The 14,902-nt window shown below is 65.5% G+C and carries 15 protein-coding genes; 5 read left to right on the top strand and 10 right to left on the bottom strand.

Annotation, left to right across the window (positions count from 1 at the left end; translation table 11 throughout):
* Positions 1-82: 82 nt before the first annotated feature.
* From MU449_RS14390 to MU449_RS14380, 3 genes are read right to left on the bottom strand one after another with little or no spacing between them, the layout of a single operon-like run.
* The gene (locus tag MU449_RS14390) at positions 83-1,372 is read right to left on the bottom strand and encodes a TRAP transporter large permease (protein WP_244739326.1); all 1,290 of its coding nucleotides are present in this window, start codon (positions 1,370-1,372) and stop codon (positions 83-85) included.
* On the bottom strand, positions 1,369-1,863 hold the full coding sequence (locus MU449_RS14385; RefSeq protein ID WP_244739325.1) for a TRAP transporter small permease: 495 nt from the start codon (positions 1,861-1,863) through the stop codon (positions 1,369-1,371). The genes MU449_RS14390 and MU449_RS14385 overlap by 4 nt, the downstream gene beginning before the upstream one ends.
* Entirely contained in the window at positions 1,860-2,825 is a 966-nt protein-coding gene (locus MU449_RS14380; RefSeq protein WP_244739324.1) for a TRAP transporter substrate-binding protein, read from the bottom strand. Before MU449_RS14380 ends, MU449_RS14385 begins: the two co-directional genes overlap by 4 nt.
* A gap of 158 nt (positions 2,826-2,983) precedes the next feature.
* Between MU449_RS14380 and MU449_RS14375 the strand changes: the two genes are divergently transcribed.
* Positions 2,984-3,619 carry a GntR family transcriptional regulator gene (locus MU449_RS14375; protein ID WP_244739323.1) on the top strand — a complete coding sequence of 212 codons (636 nt, stop codon included), beginning with the start codon at positions 2,984-2,986 and terminating at the stop codon, positions 3,617-3,619.
* 17 nt (positions 3,620-3,636) lie between these two features.
* Here MU449_RS14375 and MU449_RS14370 read toward each other — a convergent pair whose 3' ends face one another.
* From MU449_RS14370 to MU449_RS14360, 3 genes are read right to left on the bottom strand one after another with little or no spacing between them, the layout of a single operon-like run.
* Entirely contained in the window at positions 3,637-4,791 is a 1,155-nt protein-coding gene (locus tag MU449_RS14370; RefSeq protein WP_244739322.1) for an alpha-hydroxy acid oxidase, read from the bottom strand.
* A complete protein-coding gene (locus MU449_RS14365; protein WP_244739320.1) occupies positions 4,784-5,530 on the bottom strand; it encodes an amino acid ABC transporter ATP-binding protein in 747 nt (248 codons plus the stop codon). The genes MU449_RS14370 and MU449_RS14365 overlap by 8 nt, the downstream gene beginning before the upstream one ends.
* 13 nt (positions 5,531-5,543) lie before the next feature.
* Complete coding sequence (locus tag MU449_RS14360) at positions 5,544-6,191, bottom strand: amino acid ABC transporter permease (protein WP_244739319.1); 648 nt, start codon at positions 6,189-6,191, stop codon at positions 5,544-5,546.
* Positions 6,192-6,478: 287 nt separating this feature from the next.
* Here MU449_RS14360 and MU449_RS14355 point away from each other — a divergent pair, with 287 nt between their 5' ends.
* On the top strand, positions 6,479-7,312 hold the full coding sequence (locus MU449_RS14355) for a transporter substrate-binding domain-containing protein (protein ID WP_244739318.1): 834 nt from the start codon (positions 6,479-6,481) through the stop codon (positions 7,310-7,312).
* A gap of 46 nt (positions 7,313-7,358) precedes the next feature.
* On the opposite strand, the gene MU449_RS14350 is transcribed toward MU449_RS14355, so the two are convergent.
* Both MU449_RS14350 and MU449_RS14345 read right to left on the bottom strand, forming a co-directional pair.
* Positions 7,359-8,114: an enoyl-CoA hydratase/isomerase family protein gene (locus MU449_RS14350; RefSeq protein ID WP_244739317.1), complete on the bottom strand. Its 756-nt coding sequence runs from the start codon at positions 8,112-8,114 to the stop codon at positions 7,359-7,361.
* A 13-nt stretch (positions 8,115-8,127) separates the two neighbouring features.
* Entirely contained in the window at positions 8,128-9,651 is a 1,524-nt protein-coding gene (locus MU449_RS14345) for an AMP-binding protein (RefSeq protein WP_244739316.1), read from the bottom strand.
* A 111-nt stretch (positions 9,652-9,762) separates the two neighbouring features.
* Here MU449_RS14345 and MU449_RS14340 point away from each other — a divergent pair, with 111 nt between their 5' ends.
* Positions 9,763-10,539 (top strand): IclR family transcriptional regulator, encoded by a 777-nt coding sequence (locus MU449_RS14340; protein WP_244739315.1) that lies wholly within the window; start codon positions 9,763-9,765, stop codon positions 10,537-10,539.
* A gap of 62 nt (positions 10,540-10,601) precedes the next feature.
* Positions 10,602-12,041: an FAD-binding oxidoreductase gene (locus tag MU449_RS14335; RefSeq protein ID WP_244739314.1), complete on the top strand. Its 1,440-nt coding sequence runs from the start codon at positions 10,602-10,604 to the stop codon at positions 12,039-12,041.
* Here the strand turns inward: MU449_RS14335 and MU449_RS14330 are convergent.
* Entirely contained in the window at positions 12,038-12,934 is an 897-nt protein-coding gene (locus tag MU449_RS14330) for a dihydrodipicolinate synthase family protein (protein WP_244739312.1), read from the bottom strand. The two genes, MU449_RS14335 and MU449_RS14330, sit on opposite strands and share 4 nt — an antisense overlap.
* A 132-nt stretch (positions 12,935-13,066) precedes the next feature.
* Between MU449_RS14330 and MU449_RS14325 the strand changes: the two genes are divergently transcribed.
* Complete coding sequence (locus tag MU449_RS14325) at positions 13,067-13,678, top strand: helix-turn-helix domain-containing protein (RefSeq protein WP_244739311.1); 612 nt, start codon at positions 13,067-13,069, stop codon at positions 13,676-13,678.
* On the opposite strand, the gene MU449_RS14320 is transcribed toward MU449_RS14325, so the two are convergent.
* Positions 13,666-14,901 (bottom strand): pyridoxal phosphate-dependent aminotransferase, encoded by a 1,236-nt coding sequence (locus MU449_RS14320; RefSeq protein ID WP_244739310.1) that lies wholly within the window; start codon positions 14,899-14,901, stop codon positions 13,666-13,668. The genes MU449_RS14325 and MU449_RS14320 overlap by 13 nt on opposite strands.
* Position 14,902: the final 1 nt, after the last annotated feature.

Here is a 14,902-nt window from a genome sequence, read left to right as displayed (position 1 = left end):
CACACGCGCGCGACGGATGCCGGATGACCCTGCGGTTCCGGCACTGCGGGAGGCGGGACGCACCGCCTTCCGCAAGGGCCGGTCAGCCCAGAACCTCCGGCAGCCACAAGGCCAAGGACGGAAAGCACGCGACCAGCACGACGACGGCGAAGATCGCGATCAACCACGGCAACGAGGCTGCGACCACATATTCGAAAGGCCGGCCCGACAGCCCGGTCAGAACATACAGCACCATCCCGAAGGGCGGTGTCGCCTCGCCGATGACCAGAAGCATGATCATGATGATCCCGAAATGCACGGGGTCGAAGCCGAAAGCCACGGCGATCGGCACAAGGATCGGCGTCAGGATGTTGATCGCCACCGACACGGCCAGAAAACATCCGACCACCAGTAGGAAGGCCATGATCAGGATCATCACCAGAACCGGGCTGCCGGTCAGGTCCGCCAGCCATCCGGCGATCGTGTCGGGCACCCGCGCCCGCGTCAGCACCCAGGCGAACAGGGACGAACAGGCCAGGATGAACATCACCGCCGCCGTGTCGCGCGTGGCCTTGCGCAGAACGCCGCAAACGCCCCGCAACCCCAATGTGCGATAGATGACGGTCGCCAGCAAAAACGCCCACAAGGCGGCGACGGCCGCCGCCTCGGTCGCGGTGAACAGGCCGGTCATGATGCCGCCCATCAGGATCACCGGCGTCAGCAGCGTGGCGAAGGCCGACCGGAACGCGCCAAGCATCCGGGCAAACCCCGGAAAGTGCGCCTTCGGCAGATTGCGCCGCCGGGCATACCACGATGCCAGCAGCATCAGGGCCGCCGCCATCATCAAACCGGGGATCAGCCCGGCCAGCAGCATGTCCGCCGCACTGACCTGCGCCAGAACGGCATAGAGGATGGCCGGAATGCTGGGCGGGATGATCGGCCCGATCAACGCCGACGAGGCCGTGACGCCAATGGTCGTCCTGTCGTCATAGCCCGCCTCGCGCATGGCCCGGATTTCCAGCGCGCCAAGGCCTGCGGCGTCGGCGGTGCCGGACCCCGACATGCCCGCGAACAACATGCTGGCCACGATGTTGACATGCGCCAGCCCGCCGCGAACATGGCCGACCATCGTGTTGGCGAACCCGAACAACCGCGTCGTCGCCCCGCTTTCGTTCATCAGGTGCCCGACGAAGATGAACAGGGGGATCGAGAGCAACGTGAAGCTGTCGACCCCCGCCACCAGACGCTGCGCGATGATCTCGGCGGGGATGCCGTCAAAGCCCCGGGTGACGATGAAATAGATGACGCTGGCAAGACCCAAGGCGAAGCTCGCGGCCAGTCCGAACAGAAGAAGGGCGACCAGAACGCCCATGGATGCAAGACCGAAGATCATGACGCGGCCCCCCGCAGGGCGGCGATGCCCGCGCATTCCTCGATCAGGCGCAGCGCCATCAGCAGCGCCGACAGGCTGGCCCCCAGACAGGGCGCAAGGTAGATGTGCCCCTGGCTGAGGTATTGCATCGTCGACAGCCGGCTGGACCAGCCGCCCTGCATCAGATGCCACGCCCCCCAGGCCACCAGCAGCAGAAACGCAAGGCTGAGCGCCCGCTGCACGATGGTCATGGCCCGGCACAGCGCAGGCCGATGCGCCAGCGCGCGTTCGACCAGATCGATGCGGATATGGCCGTCCGACCGGGTCACGACGATCACGCCCACAAAAACGACATAGACGTTGAGCAGGCGGGCCAGCTCCTCGCTGAAGATCAGGTTGACCCCAAGATAGCGGTAGGCGACCTGCGCCAGGATCGCCAGAAGGAACAATCCAAAGCACAGGCTGGCGACGACCTCGGCCGCCGCCGCGATCCAATCCTGCGCGCGTCTCATGGCTGCGCGCCGATGACCGCCTGCGCGGCCTCGTAGATGCCCTCGGCCAAGGTCGCGCGCGCGACCTTCTCGACGATGGGCAGGGCCTTTTCGCGGAATTCGGGGGACGGTTCGATCAATTCGACCCCGGATGCGAGAATGTCGCGCTCCAACGTCTCGTTTTCGGCGATGGCCGCGTCATATGCCGCGGCACTGGCCGCATCGACCGAGGCCTGAAGGGCGGCTTGCTGATCGGGCTCCAACCCCTCCCAGAAGTCGAGATTGGCCATCACCGTGACATAGCTTTGCTGGTGCTGGGTATCGATCAGGTAATCCTGCACCTCGAACAGCCGCCGCCCCCAGATGTTGCTGAGCATGTTTTCCTGGGCGTCGATGACCCCGGTCTGCAACCCCGAAAACACCTCGGGCGACGGCATGGGCGTCGTCACGACCCCAAGCCCCGACCAGATGTCGATCCAGAGCGGGATTTCCGGCAAACGGACCTTGATGCCCTGCAACTCCTCCAGCGTTGTGAAGGGCGTGTTCGACGTGGTCCACCGGCTGCCCTGATAATAGGTCCCGAGGAATTTGGCGTTGCCCCGTTCGGCCAGCGCCTCCTCCAGCCGCGCCCCGGTTTCCGAGGACAGGAAACGGACGATTGTCTGATAATCCGGGAACAGATAGGGGACCAGCGTCGCATCCAGTTCCGGGTAATACTGCGCCGAATGAATAACGCCCATATGAACCTGCGTCTCGCCCAGCTTGACCAGATCGATCAATTCGCGTTCCGCGCCCAAGGTCCCGTCAAGAAACGGCTCGATGTCGAAATCGGGCAGACGCTCGGACATTTCCTGCGTGAACGTATCGACGAAAACGGTGTTGATCCCGGTGTCGGGCACGGTGGAGGCCAGCGTCACCACCTCTGCCTTCGCCGAAAACGCGCTCAGGGCCAAAAGAGCGCAGGTGCCAAGGACTTTGTTCATGTGTTACCTCCCTCGGTAAGCTTTCGGGAAAGGCTCCTCCCTTTCCGCCCCTCAAGAATGAATACATTTTTCGGTAGATATCAATTTTTAATCCCTAATTGGTCTTTAATGTATACAAACATTGATGAAGATGTGGTTTGTTCATGAAAGAGGCGCCGATGACGAAGGCCAAGGACCGAGCCTATGACCTGATTCGCGACGCCGTGCTGGCGGGCGAATTCGCCGAAGGCGAACGGCTGACCGAAGAACTGGTCGCCGCGCGCACCGGTGTCAGCCGCACGCCGGTGCGCGAGGCGTTGCGCGCGCTTGTGGCCGACGGCTTCCTGCAAGCCCGCGCCAAAAGCGGCGCGATCGTGCCCATATGGGACCGCAAGGCCTTTGCGGATCTGTTCGGCATCCGCGCCGTTCTGGAAGGGTATGCCGCGTCGCTGGCCGCCCACCGCGCCAACGCCGCCGATCTGCGACGCCTGGGGGAGTTGTGCGACCGGATGGAAGCGCTGCCCGTGAACGACGCGCCCACCTATCTGGCCGAGTTCGCCGGTGTGAATTCGGATTTCCACATTCACATCCTGCGCATGTCGGACAATGCGCGATTGGAGCAGCTGGCCGCCCCCTTGATGACGATGGGCCTGCTCGTGCGAACCTACAGCCGCTTTTCGGAACAGGCCATCAGACGAAGCTGCGCCGAGCATCGGTCGATCGTGGCCGCGATCGCCAACAGCGACGGCCGATGGGCGGACGCCATGATGCAGGCGCATATCCTGAAAACCCTGGAACTCGCCGACCCGCTTTAGGGGGCGGCCACCGGACATCACGCGCGCATTTCGGCCCGTGCAAGATCGCCCAGGCGTGAGATTCCCGAGAAGACGAGAAAGGCGCGCAGTTCCTCCTCAAGCAGGGCGATCATCCGCGCCGCGCCCGCATCCCCCCCCGCCGCCAGGCCGAACAGCGGGGCGCGGCCCAGCATCACCGCATCCGCCCCCCTTGCCAGAAGTTTCGCCGCATCGCTGCCCCGGCGCACCCCGCTGTCGGCGATCAGCGTGGCCCCGGGGCCAACGGCGGCGCGGATGTCGGCGCACACCTCAAGCGGCGTGACCGCGCTGTCATGGTTGCGCCCCCCGTGAGAGGAGATCACGACCGCATCGCAGCCGGCGGCAAACGCGGCCTGCGCATCGTCGGGGTGCAGGATGCCCTTGAGGATCAGCTTCCCCGCCCATCTCCGCCGCACCTCCCCCACGAAGCGGAGCGACAGTTGCGTATCGAGCGCGAAGCGCGGGTCCGACAGGACCGAGGTCACGGAAGTCGCAACGCCGACCGGATAATTGGCATAGGCGGGCAGGCCCGTCGCCGCAAGGTAGCGTCCCATCACCCCGATCGTCCAGGCGGGATGCCGCATCAGATCCACACCCAGACGCCACGATGGACGCAAGGGAATGCCGAAACCGTTGCGCAGATTGTGGACCTTCTTCGGCGAGGCCGGGGTGTCCACCGTCAGGACCAGCGTCTCCACCCCTTCCGCAGCCACCTTGTCCAGAAGCGCCCAGGTTTCCGCGCGGTCGCGCCAGACATAAAGCTGAAACCACAGTTCGGCCCCGCTCGCCCCGGCGGCGATGTCGCCGATGCTGGTCGAGGATTGAGTCGCCGCGCAAAAGGGGATCCCGGCCTGTCCGGCGGCGCGGCCCATCTTCACCTCTCCGTCATGGCGGACAAGGCCAGCAAGGGCCGTCGGCGCGATGATGAACGGGCTGGCATATCGGCGTCCCATCAGGGTCGTGCCGATATCGGGGGCCGCGACGGGCCGCAACACGCGCGGCACGATCCGAACCGCATCGAAGCCCTGGCGCAAGGCGGCCAAGGCCCGCTCACCCTCCGTTCCGCGATCGATATAGTCGAACAGCGCGCGCGGAAGGTATCGGCGGGCCTTGGCCCGCGCCTCGTCGTAATCCCCGAACGGGGCGTCAGCCATGCCCCACCCGGGACAGGAAGGCGCGCAGGCGGTCGGATTTCGGCGCGTCCAGAACCTGTTCCGGCGGTCCGTTCTCGACCACCACGCCGCCATCAAGGAACACCACGCGGTTGGCCACATTGCGGGCAAAGCTCATCTCATGCGTCACGACGATCATGGTGGTGCCGTCCTGCGCAAGCGACTGCATCACCTCCAGCACCTCGCCCACCAGTTCGGGGTCCAGCGCCGAGGTCGGTTCGTCGAACAGCATCACCTCCGGCTCCAGCGCAAGGGCGCGGGCGATGGCCACACGCTGCGCCTGCCCGCCGGAAATCTGCCGCGGGTAAAGATCGATCCGATGCCCCAGCCCCACACGGTCAAGCAGCGCCACCGCAAGATCGCGCGCATCCGCCCGGCTGCGCAGACCGTTCAAGAGCGGGCCGGACATCACATTCTCCAACACCGTCATGTGCGGAAACAGGTTGAAGCTTTGGAATACCATGCCCGTCGCCGCGCGAAAGGCCGCCTGTTCCCGCTCGCGCACCCGCTTGCCATCGTTGAAGTCGACGCGGCGGCCCGCGATTTCCAGCGTGCCCGCACTTGGCGGTTCCAACAGGTTCAGACAGCGCAGCAAGGTGGATTTGCCGCAGCCCGACGGGCCGATCAGCACGGCCACATCGCCCGCCGCCACCGACAGGTCGATGCCCTTGAGCACCTCAAGCGTGCCGAAACTCTTGCGCAGGTTCCTGACGTTGATCATGCCCGCCCCCCCTTCAGTGTTTGATTTCGAAGCGATTGGCCAGCAGCGTGACCGGCGTCAGGATGACCAGATAAAGAAGCGCCGCGAAGGTATAGACCTCAAGCGGGCGATAGGTGGCCATCGTCAGCCCGCCCGCCGCATACATGATGTCCGGCACCGCCACGACCGACAGAAGCGACGTGTTCTTCAGCTGCAGGATCGCCTGGCTGACGATGGGCGGGATCATGCGCCGCGTGGCCTGCGGCAGGATGATGTGGCGCATCCGCGTGACATAGGAAAAGCCGAGGACGGTCGACGCCTCCCACTGCCCCTTTTCGATGGAGATGACCCCGGCGCGGAAAATCTCCGCCGCGAAGGCCGCCATGTAGAGGGTGAGACCAAGGCCCGCCGCGAACCAGTCCGGCAAGGTGTATCCGGTGATCATCGGCAAGGCGTAGAAGAACCAGACGATCTGCACCAGCAAGGGCGTGCAGCGGAAGATGTGGATGTAGAGCTTGACGATCCAGTCGAGGCCCGGAACCCGCGCCACCAGAACGAGACCGAGGACGACGCCCAGCAAGAGCCCCGCCACCGCCGTCACGAAGGCATAGGCGACCGTTACACCGACGGCGCGCAGCCACAACTCACCGTCCAGGACGACCGACCAGTCAAATTCATACATCCGAAACCTCCACCTCCGTCGCGCAGACGGCCGCTGCATGTGGTCTCCAGCTAACCCCATGCCACCGCCGATTGCCAGAATTAAAGATAACCTTATCGGTTTATGGATGACAAACGGACTTATTTAATCGCTATGCGATTGCTTGACGCGGCTTGAAAACCGTATTGTCCAGATTGTGAATATAATGCGCTCATGCACGAAAAATAATCTTGCGCTTCGAACCCGGCGCGGGAAAGCTTGTCATCAAGCGGCTGGAACGCGCCGCGTCACCGTCAGGGAGATATGCAATGACCATCAGACTTGCCGCCATCGCCACCCTTGCGATCACCGCCGCCACCCCCGCCCTGTCCGAGGCGCTGTGGGACAAGATCGAACGCACGGGCGAAGTCGTCTGCGGCGGGATCCACGCCTACAAGCCGACCTCTTTCTATACCGGCGGAGAGTTGGAATACGAAGGCTATGGCCCGAACGTCTGCCGCCAGATGGTTGCCGACCTGTCGGAAGAGATGGGCAAACCCCTGACGGTGAAATGGCACGAAACCACGTGGCAAAGCGTCGTGCTGGACCTTCAGGCCGGCCGGATCGACATTTTCCCCGGCATGACCGCGACGGAACAGCGCAAGCAGGCGCTGGACATGGCCGGACCGCTGTATCGCATGACCGATTGCGTCCTTGCGGGCCGGAATGCGGAAACGCGCCCCGAATGGGCCGATTACAATTCCGATGACGCGACCTTCGCCATGGTCACCGGCACCGCGCAGACCCAGTTCATCCAGAACGACCTGCCCGACGCCAACATCATGACGCTGAAGGAAATCAGCGAATCCGTCATGGCCATCCAGTCCGGCCGCGCCGATTACCTTGTGCAGGAACTGCCGATCTGCCTGCAAACCTATTCCACAGCACCACAGGCGTTCTCGGGCTATACCGTGCCGACGCCGGAACACGGCATTCCGGCCGCGGCGGGTCTGCGCAAGGATGGCGACGGGCGCCTGCGCGATTTCATCCAGGCCTGGGGCGAAGAAAAGCGCGCCGACCAATCGATCGTGCCGCTGCTGATGGAAGGGTTCCGTCAGGCCGGCATGGACACCTCGGCCATCCCCGAAGGGATCGAGTTCTGATCCCCACCCAAGGGTGAAAGGCGCCGGATGTCTCCGGCGCCTTTCTTCATTTGCGGGTCAGGAACTTGGCCATCTGCGCCTGCGTATCCCCCAGCTCGAACGCCTTGCGGTGGATCTGACGGGCCAGCTCGAACGTCTCGTCAAAGCTGGTCTGGGTTGCGGCGCAGATGCGCTGCTTGTTGAAGGCATAGGCCTGCTTGGGCTTGGCCGCGAGTTCTTGCGCGAACGCCACCGCCCGCGACAGAACCTCCGGCTGGGGCACCATCTCGTTGATCAGGCCGAGGCGATGGCATTCCTCCGCCTCAAGGATCCGGCCGGTCTGCACAAGGTCGATGGCGCGGGCAAGGCCCAGCATCTCGCGCAGGATCCAGAACCCGGTGGCGCTGGCGATGCCCTGGTTGATCTCGGGCTGCCCCATGCGCGATCCGGCATGGCCGATGCGGAAATCGGCCAAAAGCGAGACCTGGAATGCCGACCCGGCGGCGATCCCGTTCAGCGCCGCGACGAACGGCTTTTCGCAACGGCGGATGACGTTGTAGAGCGTGCGCCATTCCTCGATCCAAAGTTCCGCGCGATCGGCGTCGAAGGACTTGCCCTCGTTCAGGTCCTGCCCCGCGCAGAAGGCGCGATCCCCCGCCCCGGTCAGCACGATCGCCTCAACCTGCGGATCACGCGATCCGCGCAGGATGGCCGTGACCAGATCGTCGCGCATGGGCTTGTCCCACGCGTTCAGCTTGGCCGGTTTGTTCAACGTGATGACCAGCACCGCGCCGTCCATCGTCTGAAGTATGTGATCGGTCATGGCAGATATCCTTTCAGCTGCGGACCCAGTCGCCCGAAGGCGTGGCGTCGAGTAGGTGCTTCATGATCCGCTGGCTCGGCGTGCGCTCGAACGCGGGGGTGAAGGCGATGTGGCGGGGCAGTTGGTGCGGGGCGAGACGGGTGCGGGCCCATTCGAAGATCTCGGCCCCGCTGGCCCGGCGGTCGGGGGCCAGCTGGATGAACAGCTTGATGTCGGCCTCTCCGATCTCGGCCTTCACCGGGATCGCGGCACAGGCGGCCACGGCGTCATGCTGCTCGATGACATGCTCCACTTCCCAGGCCGAGACGTTTTCGCCCCGGACGCGGATGGTGTCCTTCAGCCGTCCGTGGAACTTCACGCGGCCTTCGGCGTCCATCTCGCCTTGATCGCCGGTGTGCAGGCGCCCCCCCCGCAGCGTGTCGCGCGTGGCGTCGGCCGAGTTGAGATAGCCCGAGAACAGCGCCGCCGCCCCCGTGCCGATGGGGGTGACGACGATCTCGCCCCGCGTGCCGCGCGGGCATTCGCGCCCCTCCGGGTCAAGGATCCGCACGTCGAACCACGGCAGGGCCCGCCCGATATATCCGGGCAGCCCCTCATCGTTGATCGTTGTCAGGCTGGAGGCTTCGGTCATGCCGTAGCCTTCGACCATCCGCACCCCGAAACGGTCGGCGAAGGCCACCCAGACATCCGCCGTGCAGCCCCCGCCCCATGCGACGCCGACCTTGTGATCCTTGTCGCGCGGGCTTGGCGGTTGTTTCAGCAACATCTGCAGAATGCCGCCCAGATGGTGAATGCGCGTGGCCCCGCAGGCGCGCACCTGATCCCAGAACCCCGACACGGTGAAGCGCGAGGTCAGCGCCAGCGTCACATCCCGGATCAAGGGCAGGATGATCAGTTGCGCGCCGCCGATATGGTGGAACGGCTCCCACACATACAGCACGTCGTCCGGGCCCGATTGCGACGCGCGGGCCGCCGCCTCGGCGGCAAAGCGCATCATCGCGTGCGTCACCGGCACGGATTTCGGCCGCCCCGTGGTGCCGGAGGTGAAGCTGATCATCAGAATGTCGGACGGATCGACCGCGACCGCGGGCGGCGGGCCGTCCCCTGCCAACACGTCCGCCAGGCTGCCGTGACGCAGGATGACGGGCGCATCCCGATGATCCGCCTGCGCCACGACCTCGCCAAGCGCCGCCTCGGCGATCACAAGCTGCACCTCCGCCTCGGCAAAGATATAGCTGAGGTTGGCGGGCAAAAGCCGCGTTCCGACCGGCACCCAGATCGCGCCAAGGCGCGCGATGGCCAGCACCAGACACAGGTAATCGCTGTGCGTGTCCATCATGCAGGCGACGCGGTCGCCCTTGCCGATCCCGCGCGCGGCCAGCCCCGCGGCCAACGCATCCGCCCGCCCGGCGATGTCCGTCAGACAATGCGCCACCACCCCGCTTTCGGTGAATTCGGACGCATAGATGCGGTCGGGACAGTCGCGGACACGCCCCTCGACAAGATGCAGAAACCCATCGCCTTCCCAGTCGAACACTCCAGCCTCCGATCAAGTATTGTTTTATCGTCATGCGATAACATTTATTGACATTAGAGCTATCCCCCGGCAGATTGTCAACGAACAGTTGGGCGAAACCGGAATGACACGATGACCGACGAAAAAGACGATCCCCTGATGGTCCGCGCCGTGGAAAAGGCGTTCCGCATCCTGTCGACCTTCGATGCGGCAAATTCGCGCCAGACGCTGACGCAGCTGGCCAGCAAGGCCGGGCTGGACCGATCCGCCACGCAGCGCTTCACCCACACGCTGTCGCGCCTTGGGTATCTTCGCAAGGACACCCGCACCAAGGCGTATGAGCTGACGCCCAAGACGCTGAACCTCGCCTATCAATATACCCGGTCCAGCCCGGTCGTCCTGCGCGCGCACCCCTATCTGTCGCACCTGAACCGCACCACGGAGGAGACGATTTCCCTGACGGTTCTGGACGATACCGAGATCATCTATCTCTCGCGCTATCTTTCGCCGAACGTCCTGGATACCGATGTAATCGTCGGAAGCCGTCTGCCCGCCTATTGCAGCGCGGGGGGGCTTGCGCTCCTCTCGCTTCTGGACGACGCCCGGATCGAGGACATTCTGGACCGTTCGAACCTGCGCGCCTTCACCTCGAAGACCGTGTTCGACCGTCCCGGCATCTGGGACCGCATCCATCTTGTGCGCGATCGCGGGTTCGCCTTGGTGGAGGAGCAGATCTATTCCGGCGACATCTCCATCGCCGCCCCCATCACCATGCCGGACGGTCAGGCGATGGCCGCCGTCAGCCTTGGCGCCTCGCGTTTCCGCTATCAGGAGGAGGCGATGATGCAGCGTTTCGTGCCCACGCTGGTCGCGGCGGCCCGCTCCATGTCGCAGGCGATCCAGATCTGACGCGATAAGATGTATTGCACTATGATACTCAAGGTTCCACTATACGACAAATAGCCCTGCCGATGAGCGATCCGATGCCCCCCTGCCCCGACGCCGTATTTCTTGCCGCCCTTCGCGCCATTGTGGGCGACACCCACGTCCTGACCGATGACCATGATGTCGAACCGTTCCTGCACGATTGGCGCGGATATGCCAGCGGCCGGGCGGCGGCGGTGGTGTTTCCCGCCGACACGGATCAGGTGTCCCGGGTCGTGGCGCTGGCCGCGCAGGCGGGGCGCAACATCGTCCCGCAGGGCGGCAATACGGGCCTGTCCCAAGGCGCGGTCCCCTCGGATGACGGGCGGGGGATCGTGCTGGGCCTGCGCCGCATGACGGCGATCCCCGAAATCGACACGCCGTCCGGCGTCCTTCTGGCCGAAGGGGGGGCCACCCTGTCCGCCGTTCATGATGCCGCACGCGCCGTGGACCGCCGCGTCCCCCTCAGCCTGGGAAGCGAGGGCACGGCCCAGATCGGGGGCCTCGTCTCCACGAATGCGGGCGGGATCGGCGCGCTGCGCTATGGCCCGATGCGCGATCTGGTCTGCGGGCTTGAGGTGGTTCTGCCCGACGGACGCGTTTTCCGCGACCTTCGCGCCCTGCGCAAGAACAACACCGGGTATGATCTGCGCAACCTGTTCATCGGCGCCGAGGGCACGCTGGGCATCGTCACCACGGTCGCGCTGCGGATGCAGCCGGTGCTGCGCGCCGCGGCCCATGCCTGGATCGCGTTGGCCGATCTGGACGCGGCGGTCACCATCCTCGCGGGTTTGCAGGAGAGGTTCGACACGGCGGTGCAGGCGGCGGAACTGCTGTCCGGTCCTCAGGTCGATCTGGTGCTGCAGCATATCCCGCGCACGCGCCACCCGCTGGAATCACGGCCCGAATGGTCGCTGCTGATCGAACTGGGCAGCACCGACGCGGATGCCGATCTGCGCGGGCGGCTGGAAGATTGGCTGGCCGACCGGTTCGAGGAGGGCACCCTGACCGACGCCTTCATCGCCCAGAACGAGGCGCAGGCCGCCGCCATCTGGCACCTTCGCCATTCGGTGTCCGAGGCGAACAAGCTTCATGGCCACAGCCTGTCGCATGACGTGGCCGTCCGCCCGTCCCGCCTGCCGCAGATGATCCGCGATTGCACCGACGCCGTCCTGCAGGCGCATCCGGGCGCGACGATCCTGATCGTATCGCATCTGGGCGACGGCAACGTGCATTTCATCGTGCATTTCACCCATGACGCCTGGGCGCGCCTTTCCGATCCCGCCGGCGTCACGCGCGATGTGATGGCGCGGGTCCATGACGCGACGGAGGCGCTTGGCGGCACGTTTTCGGCCGAACACGGGATCGGCCGGAAATTGCGGCAGGAACTTGCGGCGCGGGTCGATCCGGTGCGGATGGGCCTGATGCAGGACATCCGCGCCGTGATCGACCCCGACCGCCGCATGAACCCCGGCGCCGTGCTTTAGGCCATCGCCTCGCGGCGGATGACCTCCAGCGCGGTCCGCATCAGGGCCTGCGTCTCCTCTCCCGGATCGCGCAGCGGCAGGGCGACGCCGCCGACCGGATGGCCCATGGCGGCCATCATCGCCTTCAGCGGGCCGGGATTCACCTCGTTGAACAGGGCGCGGAACACCGGGAGCAGCGTGCGGTGCCGGGCGATGCCGCCCGCCAGATCCCCGCCCGTCAGCATCTTGTGGATGTCCACCCATGTTTTCGGCAAAAGCGGCGCGCTGGCCAGCACCCCGCCCCGCGCCCCGTGCATCACATGGATCGCATAAAGCATGTCGTCTCCCGACAGGAGCGAGATGCGGTCCCCCACCCGTTCGGCCAGCCGGTTGAAGTAATGCGCGTCCGTGTTGCACACCTTGGCACCGATGATCGTGCCATCCTCGGCCAGCTGGGCCATCGTGTCGATCTGCGTGTAGAACCCTGTGCGCGCCGGAATGTCGTAATAGACGAGCGGGCAGTCCACGGCGGCGCGATAGGCGCGGAAGTAATCGGCCACGCCCTGCTGTGTCGGGATCACATAGAAAGGCGTCACCAGCATGATCGCATCCGCGCCCGCCGCGCGGAAATCCTGCCCCGCACGGACGGCGTCGGCAAAGCCGGTGGACAAAACACCGGGGACGACCGGGACGGCGCCCCCGGCCACCTCCACCGTGCGGCGGACGACGGCCACGCGATCCTCGGGCGACAGGACGGTGAATTCGCCCGTTCCGCCCATCGGCACAAGGCCCGGAACCCCCGCCGCAAGATTGCGCTCCACCAGATCGCCAAGCGCGGTCAGGTCGGGGCGCATGTCGGGGGTCATCGGGGTTGGCAAAGCGGGGAAAATCCCGTGAAGGTCCGTGGCAAGCATTCGACGTCCGATCCTGTGTTATTCTCGCACAGGCTAATAATTGTCCTATGGGACAATCAAGCGGTTTATGCGCGATTGCGCCCGGATTTCCCGCGCGCTAGACCGGAACGGGCAAGGGGAAGGGCGCAGGCGATGGATTTCGACATGGCAGCCTCGCGCGAGGCGGAACGCGGCGCGGCCCTGACGGGCGATGGCGTGGACATCGCGGCCCGCGTCGCCGGCCTGCGGGCCGAACGGCAGTGGACGTTGCAGGAAACCGCGCGCCGCACGGGCGTCGCCTTCTCCACCCTGTCGAAGATCGAACGGGGCGAATTGTCGCCCACCATCACCACCCTGACCAAGATCGCGCGCGGTTTGGGAATGACCCTCAGCCGCCTGCTGGAGGTTCCGCGCCCCGCCACGGGGATCGCGCGGCGCAGCATCACGCGCGGATCCGACGGGGCCCGATCGGCCACGTCCGCCTGCGACAACACCCTGCTGTGCGGCGATCTGTCGGCCCGCAGGATGATCCCGATCCGCACACGCGTGCGCGCGCGGGATCTGGCGGCCTATGACGAATGGGCCCGATACGACGCCGAGATATTTCTGACCGTCCTGTCGGGCACCCTGATCCTGCACAGCCAAAGCTATGCCCCGACGCGTCTGGCGGCGGGCGACAGCATCTATTACGACGCCTTGGACGGCCATTTGTGGACGTCCGAGGGCGAGGCGGATGCCGAAGTGCTCTGGCTCTACTCCGAGTAGATCCGGTCAGGCCCCCGCAGGGTGGCGCAGGCGCGGGTGATGCGGGCCAGCGCCTCGGTCAACTCCGCCTCCGACGTGGCGTAGGAGATGCGGAAATACGGCGACAGGCCGAAGGCCGATCCCGGCACCACCGCCACATCCGCGCGGTCCAGAAGCCAGGCGCAGAAATCCCGGTCCGAGGTCAGCGTGGCCCCTTCGGGCGTCACGCGTCCGATCATCCCCTCGCAGCTGGCGAAGGTATAGAACGCGCCTTCGGGCCGACGGCAGTGGATGCCGTCGATGGCGTTCAGCGCGTCCACCACGATGTCGCAGCGGCGGGCGAAACTGGCGCGCCGCTCGCGCAAAAACTCCTGCGGGCCGTCCAGCGCCGCGATGGACGCCGCCTGCGTCACGGACGACGGGCAGGACGTGGCCTGGCTTTGGACGACCGCCATTCCCGCGATCAGCGCGGCGGGACCACCGGCATAGCCAAGCCGCCAGCCGGTCATCGCATAGGCCTTGCTGACCCCGTTGATCGTCAGGCACCGATCCTTCAGCGAGGGGTCCAGCGCCAAGGGCGTGACGAAGCGGAAATCGTCATAGACGATGTGCTCGTAGATGTCGTCCACCATCAGCCAGACATGGGGATGGCGGCGCAACACCTCCAGCAGCGGGCGGTAATGCTCGGCGCCATAGGCCGCGCCCGTGGGGTTCGACGGCGAATTCAGCATCAGCCATTTCGTGCGCGGCGTGATCGCCGCCTCCAGCGCGCGGGCGGTCAGGCGAAAGCCGTCCGCACCCGGACATGGAACGGCGACCGGAACGCCCCCCGCGATCTGCACGATGTCGAAATAACTGGTCCAGCAGGGCGTCGGGATGATGACCTCGTCGCCGTCGTTCAGGCTGGCCATCATCGCGTTGTAAAGCATCTGCTTTGCGCCCGCGCCCGCCGTCACCTCGTTCTGGGCGAAGGTCAGGCCGTTTTCGCGCGCGAACTTGTCGCGGATCGCCCGTTTCATCTCGGGCGAACCGTCGAGGTTGGTGTATTTCGTCTCCCCCTTGCGGATGGCGGCGATGGCGGCCGTCTTGATGTGGTCGGGCGTGTCGAAATCCGGCTCGCCCGTGCCGAGGATGATGATCGGACGCCCCTCACGTTTCAGGGCGCCCGCGCGGGCGGTGATCGCCAGGATCTCGGACACGCCGAGATCCCCGATCCGCCGCGCCGGGCGGAAGCTTGCGGTCATG

The organism is Falsirhodobacter halotolerans (assembly GCF_022899245.1).
Lineage (GTDB): Bacteria > Pseudomonadota > Alphaproteobacteria > Rhodobacterales > Rhodobacteraceae > Falsirhodobacter > Falsirhodobacter halotolerans.
This window is presented reverse-complemented; position numbering and strand designations above follow the sequence as displayed.

What these genes read in the sequence shown, in the direction of transcription:
- MU449_RS14375 (WP_244739323.1), top strand. Translation starts at nt 2,984, where the DNA reads ATGACGAAGGCCAAGGACCGAGCCTATGACCTGATTCGCGACGCCGTG.
- MU449_RS14380 (WP_244739324.1), bottom strand. Translation starts at nt 2,825, where the DNA reads ATGAACAAAGTCCTTGGCACCTGCGCTCTTTTGGCCCTGAGCGCGTTT.
- MU449_RS14355 (WP_244739318.1), top strand. Translation starts at nt 6,479, where the DNA reads ATGACCATCAGACTTGCCGCCATCGCCACCCTTGCGATCACCGCCGCC.
- MU449_RS14320 (WP_244739310.1), bottom strand. Translation starts at nt 14,901, where the DNA reads ATGACCGCAAGCTTCCGCCCGGCGCGGCGGATCGGGGATCTCGGCGTG.
- MU449_RS14350 (WP_244739317.1), bottom strand. Translation starts at nt 8,114, where the DNA reads ATGACCGATCACATACTTCAGACGATGGACGGCGCGGTGCTGGTCATC.
- MU449_RS14360 (WP_244739319.1), bottom strand. Translation starts at nt 6,191, where the DNA reads ATGTATGAATTTGACTGGTCGGTCGTCCTGGACGGTGAGTTGTGGCTG.
- MU449_RS14385 (WP_244739325.1), bottom strand. Translation starts at nt 1,863, where the DNA reads ATGAGACGCGCGCAGGATTGGATCGCGGCGGCGGCCGAGGTCGTCGCC.
- MU449_RS14335 (WP_244739314.1), top strand. Translation starts at nt 10,602, where the DNA reads ATGAGCGATCCGATGCCCCCCTGCCCCGACGCCGTATTTCTTGCCGCC.
- MU449_RS14340 (WP_244739315.1), top strand. Translation starts at nt 9,763, where the DNA reads ATGACCGACGAAAAAGACGATCCCCTGATGGTCCGCGCCGTGGAAAAG.
- MU449_RS14370 (WP_244739322.1), bottom strand. Translation starts at nt 4,791, where the DNA reads ATGGCTGACGCCCCGTTCGGGGATTACGACGAGGCGCGGGCCAAGGCC.
- MU449_RS14330 (WP_244739312.1), bottom strand. Translation starts at nt 12,934, where the DNA reads ATGCTTGCCACGGACCTTCACGGGATTTTCCCCGCTTTGCCAACCCCG.
- MU449_RS14365 (WP_244739320.1), bottom strand. Translation starts at nt 5,530, where the DNA reads ATGATCAACGTCAGGAACCTGCGCAAGAGTTTCGGCACGCTTGAGGTG.
- MU449_RS14325 (WP_244739311.1), top strand. Translation starts at nt 13,067, where the DNA reads ATGGATTTCGACATGGCAGCCTCGCGCGAGGCGGAACGCGGCGCGGCC.
- MU449_RS14390 (WP_244739326.1), bottom strand. Translation starts at nt 1,372, where the DNA reads ATGATCTTCGGTCTTGCATCCATGGGCGTTCTGGTCGCCCTTCTTCTG.